The sequence below is a fragment of the Agrobacterium sp. 22-221-1 genome (genome assembly GCF_053522445.1).
Window position 1 is genome coordinate 42489 of sequence record NZ_JBNWCL010000016.1, and the last position, 23595, is coordinate 66083.

The following is a 23595-nucleotide window of genomic DNA, read 5'->3' on the forward strand; positions in this document are numbered from 1 at the left end:
CGCAGGCCGTACGCAACAAAACGTGGAGAGCCTCCTGACAGGGATGCCTTGCGAAGCCACGGCCCTCATTCCTGTGCTTGTCACAAGAATCCAGTCGACGCGCGTCTGCGCGGCGGGAGGCGTCCTTTCAGCCCAAGGACTTGGGCTGGCTGGATTCCTGTGACAAGCACAGGAATGAGGGTTGTGAGGATGCGCCGACGCATACGAGCCTTGGCGGAGATTCTGTGCCGCCAAGCGTCCGGCCAAGCCACACCATCTCAGGAAATATCCGACAATATCTCGCGGTAATTCTCGTGCAGATACCGCTGGGTCGCGGCGGCATCGGCGGGGCGGCCGTAGAAATAGCCCTGCCCCATGGCGCAGCCGAGCGCGCGCAGCTTTTCCTCTTCCGCCCGTTCTTCGATCCCTTCGGCCACGACTTCGAGATCGAGCCCTTCGCACATGGCGACGATGGCCTTGATGATATGTTCCGAGGGGCGGTCGCTGCTGATGCGCGAGACGAAGGCGCGGTCGATCTTCACCTTGTCGAAGGTGAAATCGCGCAGGCGGCCGAGGCTAGACTGGCCGGTGCCGAAATCGTCAAGAGAAATGCGAACGCCGGCGCTCTGCAACTCGCTGATGATGCGCTGGGCGGTATCGGCGGAAGTCATCACAGCCGTTTCGGTGATTTCAAGCTCCAGCCGGTGCGGATCGAGGCCGACACGCGAGAGGATGGAGAGAATATTGTCCGCCGTGCTGGGGTCCATCAATTGCGCGGAAGAGAGGTTGAAGGACAGGAAGAGTTCACGCGGCCAGAACAGGGCCGCTTCCGCCGCCTTTCGGAGCAAAGCTTCCGACAGCGCATCGATGAAACCGCGCTCTTCGGCAAGCGGCACGAAAACGGCGGGCGATACGAAACCGAGGTCCGGATCGTTCCAGCGGGCCAACGCCTCGAAACCGATGACCTTCGCCTCTTCCAGCCTGACGATGGGCTGGAAATGCACGTCGATGGCATCGGTGATGATGGCGTTTCTGAGCGCCTGTTCCAGTTGCGTGGCGCGCTTCATTTCCTGCGCGATTTCGCGCGAATAGACCGTGATCTGGCCGCGGCCACGTCTCTTGGAGCGATAGAGCGCCGTCTCGGCGCTTTTCAGTAAATCCTCGAATTCATCGCCGGCGAAGGGATAGATGGCAAAACCGAAGGAGGAGGACAGGCGGACATTGCGATCGCCGAGATCGTAAGGGGCCGAAAGCACGTCCTTGATCATGTTGCCGATGCGCTCCGCGCCCGTGCGCTCGAACACCAACGGCAGCACGAAGGCGAATTCGTCGCCGTCATGGCGCGTCACGACCGCACCATCGGGAATGCAGGCCTTCAGCCGGTGCGCGACCTGACACAGGATTTCATCGCCCGCCTGCACGCCGAACAGATCGTTGATGGGTTTGAAGCCGTCTATATTGGCGATGCCGACCGTGAAGGGCGCAGGATCGCTGGAGCGCTCGCTGGCAAGCATGCGAATCTTGTCCCGCAGACGGTAGCGGTTGCCGAGCCCCGTCAGCGGGTCGCTGTAGGCCATCGCCTGCAGCTCGTTCTGGCTGACCTGCAACGTTTGCGGCTCTGCCCGTTTCATTCCTGCATCTCGTGAATCCTGTGTCGACCGCGCTCACAATGCAGGGCAAGTATTAAAAAAGCCATAGCCTCCCGACAAAGGCAATGTCAGGCCTGCAGCCGCAGGACATCCTTGCCGAAAAGCCGCAGGAAAACCGCCTCGACCATATCCGGGCTGACGGGTTTCAGCAGCATGTCGTCCATGCCGGACGCGCGGCATTTATCGAGATCGCCCTCGAAAGCGTGGGTGATGACGCCGACGATGGGAATGTGCTTTTCGCCGCAAAGACCGCGTATGCGGCGCGCGACTTCGAAGCCGTCGATATCGCCCAGCGTCGTGTCGAGCAGGACGGCGGAAGGCGGCTGTTCGGCAAAGAGACGCAGCGCTTCCTCGCCCGAGGTGGCGAGCCGCCAGGAAAGCCCGAGGCCCTCGAGTATCTGCGAAAAGACGATCTGGTTGACCCTGTTATCCTCGACGAGAAGTATATCGCAGACGCCCCCGGTCTTGAGGATTTCAGGCAGATCCTCCGTCATGATCTCCCAGTCCTCGTCGGCGGTTTTCTCCTTCGGGGACGATTGCAGCCCGGCCGCAAGATAATGCAGCAGCGAAGCGTCTATCTCCTCTTCCTCGATGGTGACGACGGGCAGATCATGCGCGGCGGCAATATCGAGGCAGGCGACGCTCATCTGGGCGTCGACAACGACCACATCGATGCTCACGCCGGCGGAGGCCGCGACGTCGATGAAGGCACGCTGCTCGTCCTCGCTCGTCACCGCCGCATGGTCCATGCCGCCCGCCGTCAGCCGGCGACCGGCGGCTTGCGCAAAGCGTCCGTTTTCAGAGACGATCAGCACCGCCTTGCTCTTTAAAACCCCGCCGCGATTGTCCGTTTCTTCGTCCTTGCCATAGGTGGAGGCGACGAAAGGGACATGTTCGAGCGAGGGGATGACGGGCATGCCGTTGGCATCGATGGTGGCGAGAGCAGTCACGTCCTCCATCGTCGTCACCAGGAAATATCGACCGGGCCTGCCCACACGCTGCTTGCGGGTGATGGTCAGCACCTCTTCGCCGTTCAGCCGCCGCACCCTTTCGGGGATGACGCTCGGCGTGCCGCTATCCAGCACCATACGATCAGCAATATCGATCCTTCCGGCGACCTTGCGCGAGTGGAGATCGAAAACGGTGCGGCCAAGAATGCTCTCGGGGCTGGTTTCGACCAGGGCGCAGGCGGATTTGTTGACGGCGGCATAGGCCATGTTCCGGTCCTTGACGAAGACGGGAAACGGCAGATTGTCGAGAATATCCTCGATGAGCTGCACGCGCTCGAGGTCGATGCGCCATTGCTCTTCACGCTTCTTCTGTTCGGAAATATCGGCAACCACGCTGATGCCGAGGCCGGACGGCAGGCGGTTCATGACGAAGCGCAGGAAACGTTCTCCCTTCAGCCGCTCGGTTTTTTCCGATCTTTCCTTCCAGTGCAGCGCCAGCCGCTCGCCGATCCATTCCTCCCGGCCGAGCGGGCGGGCATTGGCGGAGAGGCTCTCCGCCTCGAGCAGATAACAATCGTAAAGTGCACTCAGATAGTCGCGCAGCCGCGCGCCCGGGCCGATGACGGCCTCTTCCAGCGGAAAAAAGCTCAAGAGTTTCCGGCTTGCGAAAATAATGTGATCGTTCCGGTCGTAAACGACGATCGCCGCGCCAAGCGCGTCGCAAAGGGCATCAAGCATCACCGTATGAACGCCCGCGCCAGAGGACGCCAAATCACTCAACTGCAAACTCCCGCCTGTTTTAAAGGGTCAGGCTTATGTTTCTATTGGAATCGTCCAAAGCGGATGCCGGGATGAAACGATAAATTCCGAAAAAGAGACATCAGGGTTTGCAACTTGAAGCAGTCTTGAGGGGAAGATGACGCTCACCCATATTCGACGTCACACACCGCCCGGCGAAGGCGGCCCCGTTCCTGCGGTCATTTCAAGCCGCCTCACCATAATCAAGGCCGATTAAAGGCGGATTAACGCTTAACGCCATGTTGACGGAAATGATCGAATGCCAGACAGGCCGCAAAACATGTGCAAATTTCCGCAGTTCGAGTTTTTTGCTTTCGAAGCCAGGGCGAATCCGCGAAAATGACGATCATGGCCATCAAGCAGCTTTCAGAAACCCTCATCAACCAGATCGCCGCCGGCGAGGTCATCGAAAGGCCCTCCAGCGCCACGAAGGAACTGGTGGAAAACGCCATCGACGCGGGCGCGACCCGGATCGAGATCGCCACGGCGGGCGGCGGCAAGGGGCTGGTGCGGATCACCGACAACGGTTCCGGCATGTCGCCTGCCGATCTGGAGCTGGCGGTCCGGCGTCACTGCACCTCGAAAATTTCCGATACGCTGGACGATATCCGCACGCTCGGGTTTCGCGGCGAGGCGCTGCCCTCCATCGGCTCGGTCGCCAAGCTGACAATCACCAGCCGACAACAGGGCGCGGAACAGGGTTCGGTGATTTCCGTTACCGGCGGCAAGGTGTCCGATGTGCGGCCCGCCGCCTCGAATGCCGGTACCATCGTCGAGGTGCGCGACCTGTTTTTCGCCACGCCGGCGCGGTTGAAGTTCCTGAAGACGGAACGCGCCGAGGCGGCCGCCATCACCGAGGTGGTCAAACGGATGGCGATCGCCTTTCCGCATATCCGCTTCGTGCTCTCCGGCACTGACCGTTCGACGCTCGAAATTCCTTCGACCGGCGACGATCATCTCGCCCGCATGGCGCAGATTCTCGGTGCCGAGTTCAAGGACAACGCCATCGAAATCGATGCCGGGCGCGAGGATGTGACGCTGACCGGTTTTGCCGGCGTGCCGACCTTCAATCGCGGCAACTCGGCGCATCAATATGTCTTCGTCAATGGCCGCCCGGTGCAGGACAAGCTGCTTTTATCCGCCATTCGCGGCGCCTATGCCGAAACCGTGCCGCATGGGCGATATCCGGTCGCGGTGCTATCCATCACGCTCGATCCCGCCTTTGTGGATGTGAACGTGCACCCGGCAAAATCCGACGTGCGTTTCCGCGATCCCGGCCTCATTCGCGGGCTGATCGTCGGCGCGATCCGGCAGGCCCTGACGCGTGACGGCGACAGGGCCGCAACGACGGGTGCGAGCCAGATGATGAACGCCTTCCGCCCCGGCTACAGCCCGTCCGGCCTCCGGCCCTCGTCTTCCATGGCAGCCCCCGCGCCATGGTCCGCCGCCACCTCGCCCTCCCGCCCGCTTGCGGTTTCAGGCGGGGCGCAATTTGCAGAGGCCGTGCAGTCACGCTTTTCCGACATCACCATGCCGACGGCGAGGGCCGAGCCTCGGGACACTGACGAGACCGCCGCAAGCCCCTCGCCGGAGCCTGTGCTTTATCCTCTCGGAGCCGCGCGGGCGCAGCTCCACGAGAACTACATTATCGCGCAGACGGAAAACGGCCTCGTCATCGTCGACCAGCATGCCGCGCATGAGCGGCTGGTGTTCGAACAGATGCGCAATGCGCTGCATTCCAGGCGGCCGCCTTCGCAGGTGTTGCTCATCCCCGAAATCATCGACCTGCCGGAAGAGGATTGCGACCGGCTGATGGATCACGCCGCCGGTTTCGATGCGCTGGGGCTCGTCATCGAGCGTTTCGGGCCGGGCGCCGTCGCCGTTCGCGAAACGCCCGCCATGCTGGGCGAAGTCAATGTGCAGGGGCTGGTGCGCCAGCTTGCCGACGAGATCGCCGAATGGGACGCCGCCTCCACGCTTGCCAACAAGCTGGAATATGTCGCGGCCACCATGGCCTGCCACGGCTCCGTGCGTTCCGGCCGGCGCATGCGGCCGGAGGAGATGAATGCGCTTCTGCGGCAGATGGAAAACACACCGGGTTCCGGCCAGTGCAATCACGGCCGTCCGACCTATATCGAACTGAAACTTTCCGATATAGAACGGCTCTTCGGCCGTAGCTGACGCCGCAAGCAGGCGGGGCTGGCCTTGCGCCGCGCCGGGTTATATAAATTTGAGATACTGGAGCACCCAATTGTTCAGGAAAACGCTGCGCCGTTTCGGACTGGGTGCCCTGACGGGACAGAGCAGGAGACGAAAACGGATGAACAGATTTGAAGGAGGCGGCAACCGCCTCGCCGTCATCGAATATCTCGACGGTGACTTCCGCATCGTCCAAACCGGCTCGCACGTCATCTGCGCCATCACCGGCAAAAGCATTCCGCTCGATGAGCTGCGCTACTGGAGCGTGGCGCGGCAGGAGGCCTATGTGGATGCGGCGGCTTCGCTGGAAGCCGAAAAGAAGGCTGGCAATTTGCCGGCGTGAGTTGGCAAGCGGCGCGTTGAGTATAGCGCGTGTGCCTCCCCTCATCCCTGTGCTTGTCACAGGGATCCAGCCAGCCCAAGTCCTTGGGCTGAGAGGACTCTTCCCGCCGCGCAGACGCGCGTCGGCTGGATTCCTGTGACAAGCACAGGAATGAGGAGAAGTGGGTGCACGGCGGTTTATCTTCTTCGGTACTCTAAACCGACGTCCGCGCATTGTCCCGCAGCAGACGCGCACGGCAGTTCCTCACCGCCGTATCGATGATCGTCGCGGCCGCGTTGGGGTCGTCGAACACCATGTCGATTTCGATCACCAGGCTGTTCCACAGCAATTCTTCCGCCCGGCCGTGGTGCCCGTTAAGCCGCACCGCGTCCTTGGCCGTCGTCACCAGTTGCAGGTTCTCTTTGCCGGCGTCCTGTAGAAGATCGGCAATTTCGTCATCGCTGAAATGATGATGATCCGGGAAAGAGCGCTGCAGCACGATGTCGCCGCCGAGCGCCTCGACGGTTCGATAAAATTTGGCCGGGTCGGCGATGCCCGCATAGGCCAGCACGCGCCTTCCCCTGAAATCCTGCGGCTCCTGCGGCGTGATCGCCGCAACGAAAACGGGTTTGGCGGCCTTTGCCGCCTGCCGGACCAGGGCATCGGCCGCATGGCCATTGCCGACCTTCAGGAGCCCGGTCATGTGCCGCATCTGCTCGGCAAGCGGCGCCCTCACCGGACCGCCCGGCACGAGATGGCCGTTGCCGATGCCGCGCAGCGTATCGATGACGACAAGCGCATAATCCAACGTCAGGCGTGCGCTTTGGAAACCGTCATCCATGATGATGAGATCGACGCCCTCCTTCACCAGCCGGTGTGCGCCTTCCACCCGCTTGCGGGAAATGACCGTGACCGCCTCTCGCGCCAGGAGCAGCGGCTCATCGCCGACATCGGCCGAGCGGTGCTGTCCGGGATCGACAAGGGTGGTGACGTCGAGCGTGCCGCCGTAACCGCGGCTGAGAAATCCGGGTTTCAGGCCCTTTGCGGCGGCGGCTCTCGCAATTGCCATCGCCGTCGGTGTCTTGCCGGCGCCGCCCACGGTGAAGTTGCCGATGCAGATGACCGGAACAGAAACGCCTGCCCTCTTCGCCGTTCGCATCCGCCGGCCGGCGATCTTGCCGTAAAGAAGCGAGAAAGGAGACAGGAGCCACGCCTGCCAGCCCGCTTTCTGCCACCAGAACGGCGGCGCTTCAGAAACCATCTATTCCCGCTCCCGGCCGCGTCGCCCACGGCATTCCGTTCGCCCGTCACATGTCAGGAGGTTGTTTGCCAGAAAAAACCGTAAATTGCAAAAATGGAATAAACGGGTTTGATGGAGCCGCACCCGGCCCGGCGGAAATTCCACCGGGTTCAGAGAGCCCGTTCCGGCAAAAGCGCTTCAAGCGCGGTAATGTCGTCGAAACAATAGTCGGCGTCGGCGCCGAGGCTTTCGCGCGAGCCTGTTCCGGTCAAAACGGCGATACGCAGACCGGCACCGGCATTCTTCGCCATATGCAGATCGTGATTATTGTCGCCGACCACCGCCACACGCTCCGGCGGGAAGCCTATCGCCTCGCAGAAACCGAGAACCATGCCGGGCTGCGGCTTGGTGCCGTAACCGCTGTCATATCCCGCGACAAAATCGACGTCCTTTTCGAAACCGAAGCGGATGGCCGTCTGGCGGATGGAATTTTCATTGTCGCTGGAGGCGATGCCGAGCTTGTAGCCGCGCGCCTTCAGCCTTGCGAAAAACGCCTTGAGATCGGTGACGGGTACGGATTTATCCGCCGCCTCGGTGAACAACCGGTCGAGGCGCGCCGTCAGCTCCCCGACATCGCAGGGCGAGCCGGCGGCAACCAGACCGGCGGCGATTTCCGCGGTGTTGCCGGCGGCCAGAAGGCTGTCCGGTACGACATGACCGGTAACGGGGTCCATGCCGCAGGCGGAAAGAAGCCGGTCGGCAAGAACGGGATCGCCCTTGGCGGCAATCGCCGCAAGCTCGCGGTTCACCGGACCCCAGCTGGCGTCATAGCCGAGAAGCGTGCCGTCCTTGTCGAAAAGGACTGCGGCGATCGATTGCGCCGCGTTGAGTTCGATATCCGCTACCATGAACCGATGGCGCTCCGCGGTTGCAGCTTGGCGGAAACGGTGAGCGGATTGATATAGGGTTCCAGCGCCTTGACGGTGGAGGACAGCGCACCGCGCATATCCTGAATGACCCGGTTGCCCGCATCGATCATCTTGTAACGCTCATTGTCGTTGACCAGCAGATAATGCACCGCCTTGGCCAGCATCTCCACATCGCGGATGATACGACCGCCGCCGGCGCGGATCAGCTTCTGATAGGCCTCGCGGAAATTCTGCACATGTGCGCCAGACAGGACGGCGCAGCCGAGCATTGCCGGCTCCAGCGGGTTCTGCCCGCCCTCGGCCGTCAGGGAGCGGCCGACGAAGGCAAGCTCGGTCAGGCGCAGATAAAGCCCCATTTCGCCGATGGAATCGCCGAGGAAAATATCGGTTTCCGGGGTGATCACGTCATTGCGGCTGCGGCGGGCGACCGAAAGATTCATGCCCTTCAGCATCGCCTCGACATCGTCGCCACGCTCGGGATGGCGCGGCACGATGATGGTCAACTGACCATTGCGCGACTTGATCGCCGCATGCACGGTGGCGGCAGCCTTCTCTTCGCCGTCGAAAGTGGAGATGGCGGCCCATGTCTTGCGATTGCCGACCTGCTTGCGATAGCTCTCCAGCAGCGCCTCGTCGCAGGGCGGCGGGTCGGTGTCGCCCTTGAGGTTGCCTGAAATCACCACCGGCCAGGAGCCGAGATCGCGGAAACGTTCGGCATCGAGATCGGATTGCGCAACCACCAGCGCCAGCTTGGAAAACAGCGATTCAGCAATGTCATGCCGAGCTTTCCAGCGGTCGAAGGAACGGTCGGAGAGACGTGCATTGACCCGGATCTGCGGAATGTGCCGGCGTTCCAGCTCCATCATCGTTACCGGCCAGATTTCCGATTCAGCGGTGATGGCGGCATCCGGCGCCCAGTAGGTCAGGAAACGGTTGACCGCGATCTTGATATCGAGCGGCACATATTGGTGGATCACATCGTCGCCCAGCCGCGTGCGGGTCAGTTCGGCCGACGTGACGGTGCCGGTGGTCAAAAGCACGAAGATATCGCGCTTGCGGATTTCGCGGATCAGCGGAATAAGCGCCAGCGTTTCGCCCACGCTTGCGGCATGGAACCAGACCAGCGGCCCGCGCGGGCGCTCGGCGCTGGCATAACCGAAGCGTTCGAGCCGACGGCGCTTGTCTTCCTTGCCCTTCGCCGCCCGATAGGAAAGATAGGGCTTCGCGAACGGGTAAGCGGCGATACCGGCAATGCGGTAACCGGAAAGAGCGAAACGTGCGATACGGCTGCTCATGACATTCTGCCCTTGATCATTCCGCGCAATGCCCTTCCCCTGTTTTTGGTTGTTATCGCCGCCTACTTCTTCTCAAATTGCGTCATTTTTTGTCATCGGAAACGAAAGCGCGATCACATTTTCTCGCCCCGGTATTCCCGGCCTGCGCCGCTCGCGCAGGAATCACGGGAAAACTCGCTTTCACCCAATAGTATTACAACGCAAGGGCAAAAGGACTCAAATTTTGTCGTCCGGATTGAGAAGACGGTGCATATGCACGATAAAATAACGCATATGGGCGTTATCGACAGTCATCTGCGCCTTGGACTTCCATGCGGTGAGCGCGGAAGCATAGTCCGGATAGATACCGACGATATCGAGCGCCTTCAAATCCCGGAACTGAACATCCTGAAGGTTTTCCAGTTCGCCGCCGAATACGAGGTGCAGCAGCTGTTTCTGTTTGCCAGATTCCGTCATGTCTTTGTCTCTTTCTTAAACTCTGAGAGAGGCATTCATCTGCGGGATTTCCCGGCAAACGTCAACTGTCAGACAGATGTGAAAACGCTTTCAAAAGTGCAGGCAGCGCATAATCTGCTGCGGCGCACAATGCGGGGTGGTTCACCTGCCGGCGATTATACATCAGAGGTTTTCCATCGAGCCCGACCAGCCGGCCGCCGGCCTTCTCCAGAATGAGGTCGGCGGCGGCGAGATCCCACTCGTGCGAGTTGGCCTTGACCAGCGTTCCGTCGATACGGCCATCCGCCACCATGGCCAGCCGGTAGGCGAGCGAGGGCACGTGCGGAATGCGCTTGACGCCGCCCCGCACCTCTTCTGGCAGATGCGCGATCACGTCTTCGGGCGCCGCCAGATGGAAGATGCCGGCGTTTTCGCGCGCGGCAAAAACGGGCGCCCCGTTTTTCAGCGCTTCGCCGCCTTCAAATGCGGTGAATTCCTCGGCAAGCGCCGGGGCGACAAGGGCCGCGACCACCGGCCGCCCCTCATGCACCACCGCAACGCTGACGCACCAGGTGTCCCGGCCGCCGATGAAGGCGCGGGTGCCATCGATGGGATCGACAACGAAGACGGTGGAACGGGAAAGCCTGTCCGTATCGTCATCCGTCTCTTCGGAAAGCCAGCCATAATCCGGCCGGGCGGAGCGCAGGATGGTTTCGAGAATTTCATTGGCGGCGTAGTCGGCCGCGCTGACCGGCGAAAGCCCGCCATTCTTCCACCAGACCTCGGGATCCTTGCGGAAGAAACCGAGGGCCGTCTCGCCCGCCTTGCGGGCGGCTTCAAGGACCAGCCTCAGATCGGAGGCCCAGCGGGCCTCAGCCATATCGTTCATTTTGCCGTCTTTTCCGCGCGCCTCACACGGCGCGCCCGTTTTTCTTTTCGCACTTGCACACAAAGTGCCGGCGAAAACAACCCGCAGGCCGCCTCACTTGCCCGCGATCGTCATGCCTTCAATGGCGAGCGTCGGGGCCGCGACGCCGTATTTGCGGTCGATATCGTTAGCCGGCGTGACCCGCATGAACATGTCCTTCAGGTTCGAGGCGATGGTGACCTCGGAAACCGCAAAGGTCTTTTCGCCGTTCTCGATCCAGAAACCGCTCGCCCCGCAGCTATATTCACCCGTGATCATATTGGCGCCGTGGCCGATCAGCTCGGTGACGTAAAAGCCGGTTCCGACCTGTCGCAGCAGATCCTCCGGCGAGAGATCCCCCGGCTCCAGCGCCAGATTGGTGGAGGCCGGCGAAACCGCCGTGCCGCCGCGCACGCCGCGACCGTTGGTTTCAAGGCCGAGTTCCCGCGCCGCCGAGGTGGACAGGAACCAGTGCTTGAGAACACCGTCCTCGATCATCGTCATCTTCTCGCCGCGCACGCCCTCGCCATCGAAGGGACGCGAGGACGGGCCGCGCACGATCTGCGGATCGTCGGTGAGATAAAGGCCCTTTTTCAGAACCTGCTGGCCCATTTTATCGCGCAGGAAGCTGGTCTTGCGGGCAACCGACGCGCCGTTGATGGCGCCGGCAATCGCACCGACGAAACCGCGGGCGATGCGTGGATCGAAAACCACGGTGATGTTGCTGCCGGTATCGACCTGACGCGGACCTACACGGCGCACGACTTTTTCACCGGCGCGGCGGCCGATTTCTTCAGCCGCATCGAGATCGGCATAATAAAGGCGGCTGTCGAAATCGTAGTCGCGCTCCATCTTCGTGCCTTCGCCGGCGATGACGCTGACGGAGCGACTGAAACGGCTGCCCATATAGCTGCCGGAAAAACCGTGGGATGTGGCAAGGACAAGGCCGCCCATGCCGCTCGATGCGCCGGCGCCTGAGGAATTGCTGACGCCCTTGACCGCAAGTGCTGCCTCTTCCGAAGCAAGGGCCGCCTCACGCAGCTGATCGGCCGACACTTCCGTCGCATCGAAAAGCTGAAGATCGTCATAGGAAGTGGCCAGTCGTTCCTGGTCCGCAAGGCAGGCAAAGGGGTCTTCCGGCGAGACCTTCGCCATGGCCACGGCCCGTTCCGCCAAGGTCTTCAGGTCGAAACCCGGATTGGCCGAAACGCTCGCCACCCGGCGGCCAACGAAGACGCGCAGGGAAAAATCGTCGCTTTCGGAGGATTCAGTGCTTTCCACCTTGCCGAGCCGAACGCCGACCGATTGCGAGCGGGAGCGAACGACAACGGCATCCGCCTCATCCGCACCGGCGGCGCGGGCAAGATCGACAAGCTGGCTGGCGCGATCGAGAAGTTTGGAAGAATCTATTTCTGAGGACATGAGTTGGCCTTTCATTCCTGTTCCATTTATTGTGCCAGCAACCCCGCATCAAGGGCGAAACGCCGCTTTCTCCATTCGCACGGTATTGTCGCCACCCTATTCGAAAGTCCGCCCGCATGACCGAGCACGACGCTCTCTTTTCCGAACCCCTGCTGCTTCTGGCCGGCGCGGTCATCGCGGCCTCGGTTTTCCGCAAGCTGGGGCTCGGCACCGTGCTCGGTTATCTGGTGGCAGGCATCATCATCGGGCCGTTCCTGCATCTGGTCACGGATGCGAAGGACATCTTCAACGTCTCGGAACTGGGCGTGGTTTTCCTGCTCTTCATCATCGGGCTGGAACTGAAACCGTCGCGCATCTGGCAGATGCGGCGCGATATTTTAGGGCTGGGGATGGCGCAGGTGCTGGTGACTGGCAGCGTGCTGGCGGCCATTGCCTGGTGGGCGGGGTTGATCGATGCACGCGGCAGTCTCGTCGCCGGTTTCGGCCTTGCGCTTTCCTCCACCGCCTTTGCGCTGCAAATCCTTGCCGATGACGGCGACATGAATACGCGTCACGGCAACCGGTCCTTCTCGATCCTGCTGTTTCAGGACCTCGCCATCGTGCCGCTTCTTGCTCTCGTCACCATTCTTTCCAACCGGCCGGATGTGCCGACGGATTCCATGGTGTCCGATCTCATCGCCTCCGTCGTTGCCGTGGCCGGCATGGTGCTGGCCGGGCGTTATCTTCTGACGCCGATGTTCCAAATCATCGCCCGCACCGGTGCGAGGGAGGTGATGATCGCCGCCGCCCTCTTCGTCGTCATCGGCGCCGCCGCCATCATGGAGGCGGTGGGCTTGTCGATGGGCATGGGCGCGCTGCTGGCGGGGCTGATGCTGTCGGAATCTTCCTACCGGCATGAGCTGGAAGCCGATATCGAGCCGTTTCGCGGGTTGTTTCTGGCGCTGTTCTTCATGGCGGTCGGCATGTCGCTGCATATCCATATCGTCTATGAGCATATTTTGCTCATCCTGATCGCCGTGCCGGCGATGATGGCGGTGAAGGCGGCGCTGATCTATGGCCTCTGCCGCATCGCCGGCTCGTCGCGTTATGCATCGAGCCGCATCGCGCTGCTGCTGGCGCAGGGCGGCGAATTCGGCTTCGTGCTCTTCACCACGGCTGCCGCCTCCGGGCTGTTTCCGCAGGCGACGGCCTCGATCCTCGTTGCCGTCGTCACGCTTTCCATGGCGCTGACGCCGCTTCTGGCGGTGATTTCGCGCCGGCTGACGGCGGAGGATGCGGAAGAGGACAAGCTGGAAGAGGATTTCGACGGCGCGGGCGCGGATGTGTTGATGATCGGTTTTTCCCGCTTCGGCCAGATCGCCTCGCAGATCCTTCTCGCCGGCGGGCGCGACGTGACCGTCATCGACAGCTCGGCCGACCGTGTGCGCCAGGCCGCCCGTTTCGGCTTCCGCATCTTTTTCGGCGATGGCACCCGCAAGGACGTGCTGATCGCCGCCGGCATCGAGCGGGCCGATCTCGTTGCGGTCTGCACCCACAAGAAGGAGGTGACCGACCGTATCATCGACATGATCCAGTCGGAATTTCCGAGCGTGCGCATCTATGCCCGCTCCTATGACCGCGTGCATTCCCTCGACCTCAGGAAAAAGGGCGTGGAATATGAAATCCGCGAGACGCTGGAATCGGGCCTCCTGTTCGGCAGGCGCATTCTGGAAGGGCTGGATATGGATGGCGAAAGGGCGCTGGCGATTGCTGACGACATTCGAGAACGCGACGAAGAGCGGCTTCAGCTACAGGCCGTGGAAGGCCTCGCCGCCGGCCGGCAGATGTTGCACAACAAGCCGGTGCGCGAGGTGAAGCCCGAACCGCTGATGAAGCCGAAGACCAAGGCGGAAAAGTGGGAAGAAGAAGAGGATGCGGAGGACAGCGAGACGGAAGTTTCGCTGTGAATTGAGTTCAACTTAGTGACTGGGAGCGCACCGCTTGTTTCTTCTCCCCGCCGGGGAGAAGTCCGCGGCAGCGGGATGAGGGGGCAAGGGTAGCGATAGTCGGAGAGGGCGCCCCCTCATCCGGCCCTTCGGGCCACCTTCTCCCCCTCGGGGAGAAGAAAACTCGCCTCACTTGTCACGCCTCCACACCCTGCCCGCGGTGAAACAGTTCCACCTGCATGTCGATCTGCCGCTTCAGATCGTCCTTGATGCCGGCAGATGCGTTCAGCACCTCTTCGGACTTCAGGAAATCCAGCACACCGAAACGGTGCACGGGCGGGCGTAGGAAAATATGCGGCGGGCGTAACCGCAGTTTCAGGGCAATCGCCGCCTGCATCATCAGCTGGCTGGCGCCGAAGAGGCTGTCCAGCCGGTTCGGCATGGTGGTTCCGTCGCCTTCCGGGCCGCCGACGACATCGACGCCGATGACGATATCGGCGCGGTCCAGCAGATGCTCATAGGGCACCGGATTAAAAATGCCGCCGTCGATCATGATGCGGCCATCGATACGCACCGGCATGAACAGTGCGGGAATGGCGGCAGATGCGGCCAGCGCCTGGATGATCTCGCCGCGTTCCACCACCACTTCGGTCTGGGCGTAATAATCCGTGGTTATCACTTTGAGCGGAATGGCAAGCTCGGAAAAATCCTTCGGCAGAGCCTGCGGCATCAGGGCGTGCAGAATGAGTTCGAGGTTGAACTGCCCGAGGCGAAAACCGTCCACCGCATGGCGCATCGATGCCGGGCCGAGGCTCCAGAGCCGGTTGGCGACCGAGCCTTTTCGTCCCATCAGTTCAAGCGTGTATTCACGGATTTCCCGGCCGGTCATGCCGGCCGCCATGCCCGCGCCGATGATGGAGCCAATGGACGAACCGGAAATCGCCACGGGCCGGATGCCGAGTTCGTCCAGCGCCTCGATGACGTTGATGTGGCAGATGCCGCGTGCGCCGCCGCCGCCGAGCGCCAGTCCGAAAGTCGGCTCATGGCCGCCCGCGCCGTCACCTTCGAGAACCTCTTCCCCCGCGCGGACGATCGTTATGCTCTCGTTTACACCCTGCTCCATGCGAATACCCAAATTCTTTCCACGGTAAAGACTCTGCCTATTGCGCAAACAAGACAAGACCGTGGCGTGACGGGAAACGCTGCTGTTAGAGCATTTTCGCTTTTCTTCGAATCGCGAAAACACTCTAACTCTTTGTTCTGTCGCATTTCCGGACGGAAAACCGGGCTCCACTTTTGCTGGAAATGCTTTAGGGCTCGTAACGGTAGAAATGCATTTTCGTATCGCCGAAGATGCGGCTTTCGAGCGGTTTGAAAACCGGATCGACCTTGACCGTCACATCGCCGCGCTCTTCGAGGATGGCGAGCGCGCCGGGGTTCAGCCAGCCGCCGCCATGGGCAGCCGCGAAAGCCTTTTCCCCATGGCCGTAGCCATAGGGCGGATCGGCGAAGAGAAGATCGAAGGGCTCTATATTGTTGACGCCGCCGAGCTTGGTGGCGTCACGCCGCAGAATGCGGGCGCGGCCATGCAGACCCAGCGCATCGATATTTTCCCAGAGCAGCCCCCTGCCCTCCACGCCGTTTTCGACGAAGAGCGCCACGCGACAGCCGCGCGAAAGCGCCTCCAGACCGACCGCACCGGTTCCGGCGAAAACGTCCAGAACGCGCGTGCCATCCAGACTTTCCGGATAGGCATGGCTCAGAATATTGAAGAGGCTTTCCCGCGTCCTGTCGATGGTCGGACGAATGGAATTCGATTTCGGCGCGGCCAAACTCCGGCCGCGGAATTCACCGCCTACGATCCGCATTACGTGTCATTCCCCTGCCTCCAGAAGGTTTGCCACCCGGGCCTTTGCCGCCCGGCTTGCCGCCGCCGGGACCACCGGGGCCTTTGCTCTTGCCCGAGAAACCCGAACGTTCGCCACGTTCGCCCGATTTTCCGAAAGATGGCTTGCCGAATCCGGACTTACCGGCCGGCTTGCCGCCACGGGGCTTGTCTCCCGCCGGGCGCTCGCCGCGTGGGCGGTCACCGTCTTCACGGGGCCTGTCGCGGAACGGACGATCACCGAAAGGTTTTTCACCGCGGGCGGTGCGATCACCAAAACTCTTTTCGCCGCGCGGGCGGTCGCTGCGCGGACGGTCGCCCTCTTCGCGCGGCTTGTCACGGAACGGCCGGTCGCCGAAAGGTTTGCCGCCGCGTGCCGGGCGGTCGCCGAAGCTCTTTTCACCGCGCGGACGGTCGCCACGCGGGCGATCACCTTCTTCACGCGGCTTGTCGCGGAATGGCCGGTCGCCGAACGGCTTTCCGCCGCGTCCACCGCGATCACCGAAGCTCTTTTCGCCACGCGGACGGTCGCCGCGTCCGCGACCACCTTCTTCTTCGCGGGGGGAATCCGAACGGATCCACTCGCCCTCGGCATCCGCATGCCGCACGACGTTGCGCCGCGCCTCGTCCTGAGCGGAAGGCTTCTTGAAGAGGTTTTCGGCTTCCGCGCGGGCGGAAGACTTGCGTTCCTTGCCGTCACGGGTTGGCCTTGCACCGGGGGCCATCCAGACATTGGCCGTGCGGCTGGTGCCGGCGGCCTGGCGTGGGCGGCGGTCGTCGCCTTCATCCTCGCTGCGGCCCTTGGCGCCAAATTTCCCGGCGGGCTTGGAGCCGAACTTGCCGGCCGGCTTGTCGCCGCGCTTGGTGTCGAGACGGCCGAGCGCCTTTTCACGACGATCCTCGGACTTGCCGCTCTTTTCGAAGCGCGGCTTGCCTTCCGGTGCATCGCTCTTCGCCCATTCGGATTTTACGGGCCGCTTCGGCGCGTCGTCTTCTTCATCCTCAACGGGTGCATTGTAGATCGGCGCATCGAAATTGGCGCCGGCCTGTTCGATCAGACGCGGGCCGAGCTGGTCGCGCAGCATGCGGCCGCGCACTTCCAGCACCTTGCCTTCAGCGAGATCGCCAAGCTGGAACGGACCGTAGGAAACGCGGATCAGGCGGTTGACCTCGAGACCGAGCGCGCCGAGCACGTTCTTGATTTCGCGGTTCTTACCTTCACGCAGGCCCATGCTGATCCAGACATTGTGGCCCTGGGTGCGGTCGAGCGTGGCGTCGATTGCGCCGTAGAGCACGCCGTCAACGGCAATGCCTTCCTTCAGCTTGTCGAGCGCTGCCTGATCGACCTCGCCATGGGCGCGCACACGGTAGCGGCGCAACCAGCCGGTGGTCGGCAGTTCCAGCACGCGGGAAAGTCCGCCATCGTTGGTGAGCAGCAGCAGGCCTTCGGTATTGATATCGAGGCGGCCGATGGACAGCACGCGCGGCAGTTCACCGGGCAGATTGTCGAAAACGGTCGGGCGGCCTTCCGGGTCGGAATTGGTCGTCACCAGACCGGCGGGCTTGTGGTAAAGCCACAGGCGCGTGCGCTCGGCGCCGCGAATCGGCATGCCGTCGACTTCGATCTTGTCGGACAGCGTGGCGTTGACCACCGGCGTATCCAGCTTGACGCCGTTCAGCGACACGCGGCCTTCCATGATCATGCGCTCGACATCGCGGCGCGAGGCGACGCCTGCGCGCGCCATGATCTTGGAAATGCGCTCGGGCTTGGAAGCGCCAACGGTTTCCGGCACCGGGGCGGCCTTTGCCTCGGTCGGTTTCTTTTCGCGCTCTGCGGCGGGCTTGCCGGGGCCTTTCGGCTTCCTGTCGCGGCTAAATGTCTTGCCGCCGTCACGCTTCGGCTTGTCTTTAAAAGTCATTTGCTGTTTGCCTGTTGTTTGGGCTGTCCTATCAGGTCCAAGCACAAGGGTTAAGAGGAAATTGAAACGCAATGGCCGAAAGGACGCATTTCATGGAGCTGGCGCTTTCGGAAGCCCGTGCCGCAGCTAAGCGGCAGGAGGTTCCGATCGGCGCGGTACTGGTTATGGACGGCCGCGTCATCGCCCGTTCCGGCAATCGCACCCGTGAATTGAACGATGTGACGGCTCACGCCGAAATCGCCGTGATCCGCATGGCCTGCGAAGCGCTGGAGCAGGAACGCCTGCCCGGCGCCGATCTCTACGTGACACTGGAGCCCTGCACCATGTGCGCGGCGGCGATTTCATTCGCCCGTATCCGCCGGCTCTATTACGGCGCGCGAGACCCGAAGGGCGGCGCAGTGGAGAGTGGCGTGCGTTTCTTCAGCCAGCCGACATGCCACCATGCGCCGGATGTCTATTCGGGACTGGCGGAAAGCGAAAGTGCGGAAATCCTGCGGCAATTTTTCCGCGAGAAACGTCTCGACGATTGAGCGACCGGCGGGAGGCGCAAGCTTTCCCGCGGGCCATCAGCCATTCGTTATTACTGGAAGGGGTTCCACCAGCTCTTGCCGGTATTTGCCACGGCCGCTTCTTTCTTGCGGCGCTTTTCCTTCTTCTGCTCCGGTTCGCCGAGATCGGTCAGCTGATCCTGCGGAACGCTGCGATATTCAGCCGGCGGATCGGTGAGGAACTTGCGCTGGGCGTTGACGACGGAGCCGCCCTGGGCATCGGCCTTGGCCTTGCGGAAGGCTTCCCATTTCTGGGTTTCGGTCATCTGGCCGGCCGTGCCGTTGCCGGCGAGCAGCGGCGAGCGATAATGCGGGTTGTTCTTGTTGGCATCCGCCTCTTCGCGCAGGCGTTCGCGGGTTTCTTCCGGCGATTCGACCCATTGCGGATTGTTTTCGCGGCTTGCCATGTTCTGCTGCGGCGTGGCCAACTGTTCGGCACGGGCCTGGGCGGGAACGACGAGGCCCGGGCGGGGGCTGTATTTCAGGTTGCGCTTTTCCTGGTCATTGCCGGTGATCGAGGTCGCGTTGCCAAGATCGTCGACAAGCTGTTCCGCCGCCGTCTTGCCCGTGCCGTAGGTCGGGCTCGTGCACGCGCCGAGCAACACGCCTATCGTCGTGATGCCAACAACCGTGCGAAACATGCCCAAACCCTGCGCATTACCCTGCATCGTCTTCATTGAAACCCTTCCAGCCGTCCGTCCCACTTCGCCAGACATCGTCTTTCGGCAGGCGGCAGCCCGCATTGCCGTGCAAATCCGGCCATTTTCAGGCAGGTGTACCGGATGAAGAGGCAAAGCGCAATTCATCCGGTCATTTTCATCGCGCATCGGCCCGAAACCCGGAATCAAGTTTCGACAGGAACGATGCGCAGCTTCGGATCATCCGAGGGCTGCGAGCTCTCGCAGCGCGGCCGCATCGCGGGCGGAAACCTCCGGATAGGCCGGATCGGAACCGACATCGGTGGTGATGCGCCAGGAACGGGCGCATTTTGCGCCTTCCGCCAGCTTCTGCTCGACCACGACCTTTGCCACTTCCGGCAGGCGGAAGCCATCGGCCGGGCCTTCATCGCCCACCACCGAGATGGCCGAGGTGATGCAGATTTCGGCGAAATCCTGCCCCTTCAGCGCCGACAGAAGATCGGCGTCGGCGATGTGCACGACAGGGGCAGCTTCCAGCGAAGAGCCGATACGCTTTTCACGGCGTTCCACTTCCAGCGCGCCGGTGACGACCGTGCGGACCTTGCGGATCTTTTCCCACTTCGCTTCCAGCGCATCGTTCTTCCATTCCGCCGGGATTTCCGGGAACTGGACGAGATGCACCGATTCCGCATCCGGGTAGCGCGAAAGCCACGCCTCTTCGGTGGTGAAGGGCAGCATGGGCGCGAGCCACGAGACAAGGCAATCGAACAGTTTGGCGATGACCGACAGGGCCGCCCGGCGCTTCAGCGACGACGGCGCGTCGCAATAAAGCGTGTCCTTGCGGATATCGAAATAGAAGGCCGAAAGCTCGACATTGGCGAAATCCACCAGCGCGCGGGCGATCTTCTTGAACTCGAAGCCGTCATAACCTTCACGCACGACCTTATCCAGATCGGACAGGCGGTGCAGCACCAGCTTTTCCAGCTCCGGCAGATCGTCATAGGCGATCTCCTCGCCCTTGTAATGGGCGAGTGTGCCGAGCATCCAGCGGATGGTGTTGCGCAGCTTGCGATAGGCATCGACATTGGTCTGGATGATGGCCTTGCCGAGGCGCTGGTCTTCCCAATAATCCGTGGTCATGACCCACAGGCGCAGGATATCCGCGCCGGCGTCCTTCATGACTTCCTGGGGAGAAACCACGTTGCCCTTGGACTTGGACATCTTCTCGCCCTTCTCATCCATGGTGAAACCATGGGTGACAACGGCGTTATAGGGCGCACGACCGCGCGTCGCGCAGCTTTCGAGCAGCGACGAGTGGAACCAGCCGCGATGCTGGTCGGAACCTTCCAGATAGACATCCGCCGGCCATTTCATGTCCGGGCGATCCTCCAGCGTGAAGGTGTGGGTGCAGCCGCTGTCAAACCAGACGTCGAGAATGTCCATGACCTGCTGCCAACGGGCATGGTCGTGGTCATTGCCGAGGAAACGTTCCTTGGCGCCTTCGGCGAACCAGGCGTCCGCACCTTCGGCCTCGAAGGCCTCGAGGATGCGGGCGTTGACGGCCTCATCGATCAGAACTTCACCCTTCTCGTCGGCGAAGACGGCGATCGGCACACCCCAGCTGCGCTGGCGCGACAGAACCCAGTCGGGCCGGCCTTCGATCATGGCGCGCAGGCGGTTCTGGCCGGAAGCCGGAACGAAGCGGGTGTCGTCGATAGCGCTCAGCGAGCGCGAACGCAGCGTCGTGCCGTCGCCCAGTTCCTTGTCCATATAGACGAACCATTGCGGCGTGTTGCGGAAGATGACCGGCTTCTTGGAGCGCCAGCTATGCGGATAGCTGTGCTTCAGACGGCCGCGGGCAAACAGGTTGTTTTCCGCGATCAGCGCCTTGATGACGCGGTCATTGGCATCGCCCTTCTTGCCGTTATCGTCCATAACGCGGGCAGCGCCGCCTTCGGCGGACGGGCCGAAACCGGGGGCGTCTTCGGTGTAGAAACCGTCATCGCCGACCGGGAACGGGATGGCCGACGAAACGCCGCGCGCTTCCAGCTCACGCTGATGCGCGGTCCAGACGTCAAAGTCCTCGCGGCCGTGGCTCGGCGCAGTGTGCACGAAACCCGTACCGGCATCGTCGGTGACGTGATCGCCTTCGAGCAGCGGAACCGGGAAATCGTAGCCAAGCGACGCCAAAGGATGGGCGCAGGTGATGGCGGCCAGCTCTTCGGTTTTCACGTCGCGAACGAGCTTGAAGGTCAGCTTTGCCTTGGCTGCGGCCTCGTCGGCGAGCTTCTTGGCAAAGATCAGCTTTTCGCCCGGCTGCGGACCGAAATCGTTCTGGGCGCTTTCGACTTCGTAGAGGCCATATTCGACCCGCGAAGAGAACGCGATGGCGCGGTTGCCGGGGATGGTCCACGGCGTGGTCGTCCAGATGACCACTGACGTGCCCTGCAACTCATCGAGATGCCGGCGGGTTTTATCGAGAGCCTCCTGGACAGCATAATCGACGATATCAGCTTTCTCATCTTCGTATTCGGGACGAAGACCCAAATCGAATGATAGAGAGTTGATGGTCTGCTCGTCATATTCGAGCTTTGCCACCGGAAACTTCACCCAGATCATGTCGCTCTCGACATCGGCATATTCGACTTCGGCTTCCGCCAGCGCGGTGCGCTCGACGACCGACCACATGATGGGCTTCGAGCCGCGATAGAGCTGGCCGGTGCGGGCGATCTTCAGCAGTTCGCCGGCGATGCGGGCTTCGGCGTGGAAGTTCATCGTGGTGTAGGGGTTTTCAAAGTCGCCCTCGATGCCGAGGCGCTTGAACTCCTCCGACTGAACCTTGATCCAGCCGGCCGCGAAGTCACGGCATTCCTTGCGGAATTCGTTGACCGGAACCTCGTCCTTGTTCTTGCCCCTGGCGCGATAGGCTTCCTCGATCTTCCATTCGATCGGCAGGCCGTGGCAATCCCAGCCCGGCACGTAATTGGCGTCGTAACCGCGCATCTGGAACGAGCGGGTGATGACGTCTTTCAGGATCTTGTTCAGCGCATGGCCGATGTGGATATTGCCGTTGGCATAGGGCGGGCCATCATGCAGCACGAATTTTTCGCGGCCGGCGGCGGAGGCGCGCAGGCGTTTGTAGAGGCCCATTTCCTGCCAGCGCTTGACCGTTTCCGGTTCCTTCTGCGGCAGGCCGGCGCGCATCGGAAAATCCGTCTGCGGCAGATAGAGGGTGGAGGAGTAATCCAGTTTTTCTGCGGTGTCGCTCATAATCGTACCGTTGTTGCGCGCCGTGTCGGTCGCGCCGTCTCAATTTCAAAGAGGGCAAATACGGAAAGCGCCATGACCAAAGTCATGACAAGCGCCAAAATCCCGGACCTTCCGGCTCGTCAGAGCGGGCGGAAGGCCGGGCCAATAATTCGGCCAATCTGAGTTTTGAACATCAACCGGTATTGGGACATGGCCGGTTGTTTATGCGGTTTTCCGGCAAAAAGGAAGAGAAAAGCGACGGCAATATCGGCCGGAACAGAGGCTGACCGGCCTTACCCGGTCAGAACGCGATCCTGGCGTCCAGTTCGCTGAGCGGGCGCACGCCCGATAACATCGCCCTCGCCTCTTCTTCATCGCGCCTGATCTGGGCGACGAGCGGATCGAGACCGTCGAATTTCAGCTCGTCGCGCAGGTGCCCGAAGAAGGAGACCGAACAGACCTCGCCATAAAGATCGCCGGAAAAATCGAAGACGAATGTTTCAAGCAGCGCCGCACCGTTTTCGGTGACGGTCGGGCGGTAACCGAAGCTTGCCACGCCATCGCGGATCGAACCGTCCGGGCGGCGGAACCGCACGGCATAGATGCCCGCCTTCAGTTCCGTTTCCGGCGCCAGCGCCATGTTGGCGGTGGGATAACCCAGCGTGCGGCCGAGCTTCTGGCCGCCGATGACTTCGCTTTCCACCGTGAAGCGATAACCGAGCAGACCTGCGGCGCCCGCCACATCGCCTTCGCACAGAAGCGAGCGAATCCGGCTGGAGGAGACGACATCCGCGCCCTCGTCGCGGAAGGCGTCCACCAGCGTCACGTCGAAGCCATGGCGTTTGCCGGCCTCCATCAGAAATGCCGGGCCGCCTTCGCGGCCCTTGCCGAAATGGAAATCGAAGCCGGTGACGACAGCGCTGGCATGAAGCCAGTCGACCAGAATGGACTGGACGAATTCCTCCGCCGAGCGCTGCGAAAATTCCCGGTCGAAAGGATATTCGATGACGGAGCGGAAACCGATTGCCTCAAGGATGCGCGCCTTCAGCGGCGCGGGCGTGAGACGGAAGACCGGCGTATCGGGACGGAAGACGGAACGGGGATGCGGCTCGAAGGTCAGCACCAGCGCGGGAACGCCGCGGGCTTCCGCCAGCTCCAGGGCACGATCCAGCACAGCCCGGTGGCCGCGATGCACGCCGTCGAAATTGCCGATGGCGATGACGCCGCCGCGAAGAGCTTCCGGCAGCGGCTCCTTTTTTTCATTGCGGTGAAAGACGGTCATGGCAATCGATCCATTCCTGCGCCA

18 protein-coding genes are annotated in these 23595 nt (G+C 62.0%); 4 read left to right on the forward strand and 14 right to left on the reverse strand.

Translation table 11 applies throughout. The features are described 5' to 3' along the window. Window positions 1-257: 257 nt before the first annotated feature. Both ACQZ5N_RS20700 and ACQZ5N_RS20705 read right to left on the reverse strand, forming a co-directional pair. Entirely contained in the window at window positions 258-1610 is a 1353-nt protein-coding gene (locus tag ACQZ5N_RS20700) for a putative bifunctional diguanylate cyclase/phosphodiesterase (protein ID WP_003521030.1), read from the reverse strand. 86 nt (window positions 1611-1696) lie between these two features. Continuing rightward, a complete protein-coding gene (locus tag ACQZ5N_RS20705) occupies window positions 1697-3316 on the reverse strand; it encodes a response regulator (RefSeq protein ID WP_448733993.1) in 1620 nt (539 codons plus the stop codon). Between the two features lie 408 nt (window positions 3317-3724). Between ACQZ5N_RS20705 and mutL the strand changes: the two genes are divergently transcribed. After that, window positions 3725-5557 carry a DNA mismatch repair endonuclease MutL gene (gene mutL, locus ACQZ5N_RS20710; RefSeq protein ID WP_448733994.1) on the forward strand — a complete coding sequence of 611 codons (1833 nt, stop codon included), beginning with the start codon at window positions 3725-3727 and terminating at the stop codon, window positions 5555-5557. A 139-nt stretch (window positions 5558-5696) separates the two neighbouring features. Continuing rightward, a complete protein-coding gene (locus tag ACQZ5N_RS20715; RefSeq protein ID WP_020809536.1) occupies window positions 5697-5918 on the forward strand; it encodes a DUF2093 domain-containing protein in 222 nt (73 codons plus the stop codon). 193 nt (window positions 5919-6111) lie between these two features. Here ACQZ5N_RS20715 and lpxK read toward each other — a convergent pair whose 3' ends face one another. The 6 genes from lpxK to ACQZ5N_RS20745 form a co-directional block, all read right to left on the reverse strand. Next, window positions 6112-7158, reverse strand: coding sequence for a tetraacyldisaccharide 4'-kinase (lpxK, locus tag ACQZ5N_RS20720; protein WP_448733968.1), 1047 nt, complete (start codon window positions 7156-7158; stop codon window positions 6112-6114). 149 nt (window positions 7159-7307) lie between these two features. Continuing rightward, on the reverse strand, window positions 7308-8045 hold the full coding sequence (locus ACQZ5N_RS20725; RefSeq protein WP_020809538.1) for an HAD family hydrolase: 738 nt from the start codon (window positions 8043-8045) through the stop codon (window positions 7308-7310). Beyond that, complete coding sequence (gene waaA / locus ACQZ5N_RS20730) at window positions 8039-9361, reverse strand: lipid IV(A) 3-deoxy-D-manno-octulosonic acid transferase (RefSeq protein ID WP_003521024.1); 1323 nt, start codon at window positions 9359-9361, stop codon at window positions 8039-8041. Before waaA ends, ACQZ5N_RS20725 begins: the two co-directional genes overlap by 7 nt. 216 nt (window positions 9362-9577) lie before the next feature. Further along, window positions 9578-9817 (reverse strand): DUF4170 domain-containing protein, encoded by a 240-nt coding sequence (locus ACQZ5N_RS20735; protein WP_003521023.1) that lies wholly within the window; start codon window positions 9815-9817, stop codon window positions 9578-9580. A 61-nt stretch (window positions 9818-9878) separates the two neighbouring features. Then, window positions 9879-10685: a 3'(2'),5'-bisphosphate nucleotidase CysQ gene (locus ACQZ5N_RS20740; protein ID WP_020809540.1), complete on the reverse strand. Its 807-nt coding sequence runs from the start codon at window positions 10683-10685 to the stop codon at window positions 9879-9881. 93 nt (window positions 10686-10778) lie between these two features. After that, complete coding sequence (locus ACQZ5N_RS20745; RefSeq protein WP_448733969.1) at window positions 10779-12125, reverse strand: TldD/PmbA family protein; 1347 nt, start codon at window positions 12123-12125, stop codon at window positions 10779-10781. A gap of 116 nt (window positions 12126-12241) precedes the next feature. Here ACQZ5N_RS20745 and ACQZ5N_RS20750 point away from each other — a divergent pair, with 116 nt between their 5' ends. After that, window positions 12242-14071 (forward strand): monovalent cation:proton antiporter-2 (CPA2) family protein, encoded by a 1830-nt coding sequence (locus ACQZ5N_RS20750; RefSeq protein WP_448733970.1) that lies wholly within the window; start codon window positions 12242-12244, stop codon window positions 14069-14071. 175 nt (window positions 14072-14246) lie between these two features. On the opposite strand, the gene ACQZ5N_RS20755 is transcribed toward ACQZ5N_RS20750, so the two are convergent. From ACQZ5N_RS20755 to ACQZ5N_RS20765, 3 genes are all read right to left on the reverse strand, one after another. Continuing rightward, a complete protein-coding gene (locus ACQZ5N_RS20755) occupies window positions 14247-15173 on the reverse strand; it encodes a patatin-like phospholipase family protein (protein ID WP_142778770.1) in 927 nt (308 codons plus the stop codon). Window positions 15174-15360: 187 nt separating this feature from the next. Next, window positions 15361-15918 carry a 16S rRNA (guanine(966)-N(2))-methyltransferase RsmD gene (gene rsmD / locus ACQZ5N_RS20760; RefSeq protein ID WP_035259743.1) on the reverse strand — a complete coding sequence of 186 codons (558 nt, stop codon included), beginning with the start codon at window positions 15916-15918 and terminating at the stop codon, window positions 15361-15363. Next, entirely contained in the window at window positions 15899-17854 is a 1956-nt protein-coding gene (locus tag ACQZ5N_RS20765; protein WP_448733971.1) for a pseudouridine synthase, read from the reverse strand. Before ACQZ5N_RS20765 ends, rsmD begins: the two co-directional genes overlap by 20 nt. Window positions 17855-17925: 71 nt before the next feature. Between ACQZ5N_RS20765 and ACQZ5N_RS20770 the strand changes: the two genes are divergently transcribed. Beyond that, complete coding sequence (locus tag ACQZ5N_RS20770) at window positions 17926-18384, forward strand: nucleoside deaminase (RefSeq protein ID WP_059760756.1); 459 nt, start codon at window positions 17926-17928, stop codon at window positions 18382-18384. A gap of 50 nt (window positions 18385-18434) precedes the next feature. On the opposite strand, the gene ACQZ5N_RS20775 is transcribed toward ACQZ5N_RS20770, so the two are convergent. The 3 genes from ACQZ5N_RS20775 to ACQZ5N_RS20785 form a co-directional block, all read right to left on the reverse strand. Further along, the gene (locus ACQZ5N_RS20775; protein WP_162935925.1) at window positions 18435-19079 is read right to left on the reverse strand and encodes a hypothetical protein; all 645 of its coding nucleotides are present in this window, start codon (window positions 19077-19079) and stop codon (window positions 18435-18437) included. 201 nt (window positions 19080-19280) lie between these two features. Continuing rightward, a complete protein-coding gene (gene ileS / locus ACQZ5N_RS20780; RefSeq protein ID WP_448733972.1) occupies window positions 19281-22310 on the reverse strand; it encodes an isoleucine--tRNA ligase in 3030 nt (1009 codons plus the stop codon). 280 nt (window positions 22311-22590) lie between these two features. Then, window positions 22591-23571 carry a bifunctional riboflavin kinase/FAD synthetase gene (locus tag ACQZ5N_RS20785; protein WP_080852603.1) on the reverse strand — a complete coding sequence of 327 codons (981 nt, stop codon included), beginning with the start codon at window positions 23569-23571 and terminating at the stop codon, window positions 22591-22593. Window positions 23572-23595 lie beyond the last annotated feature (24 nt).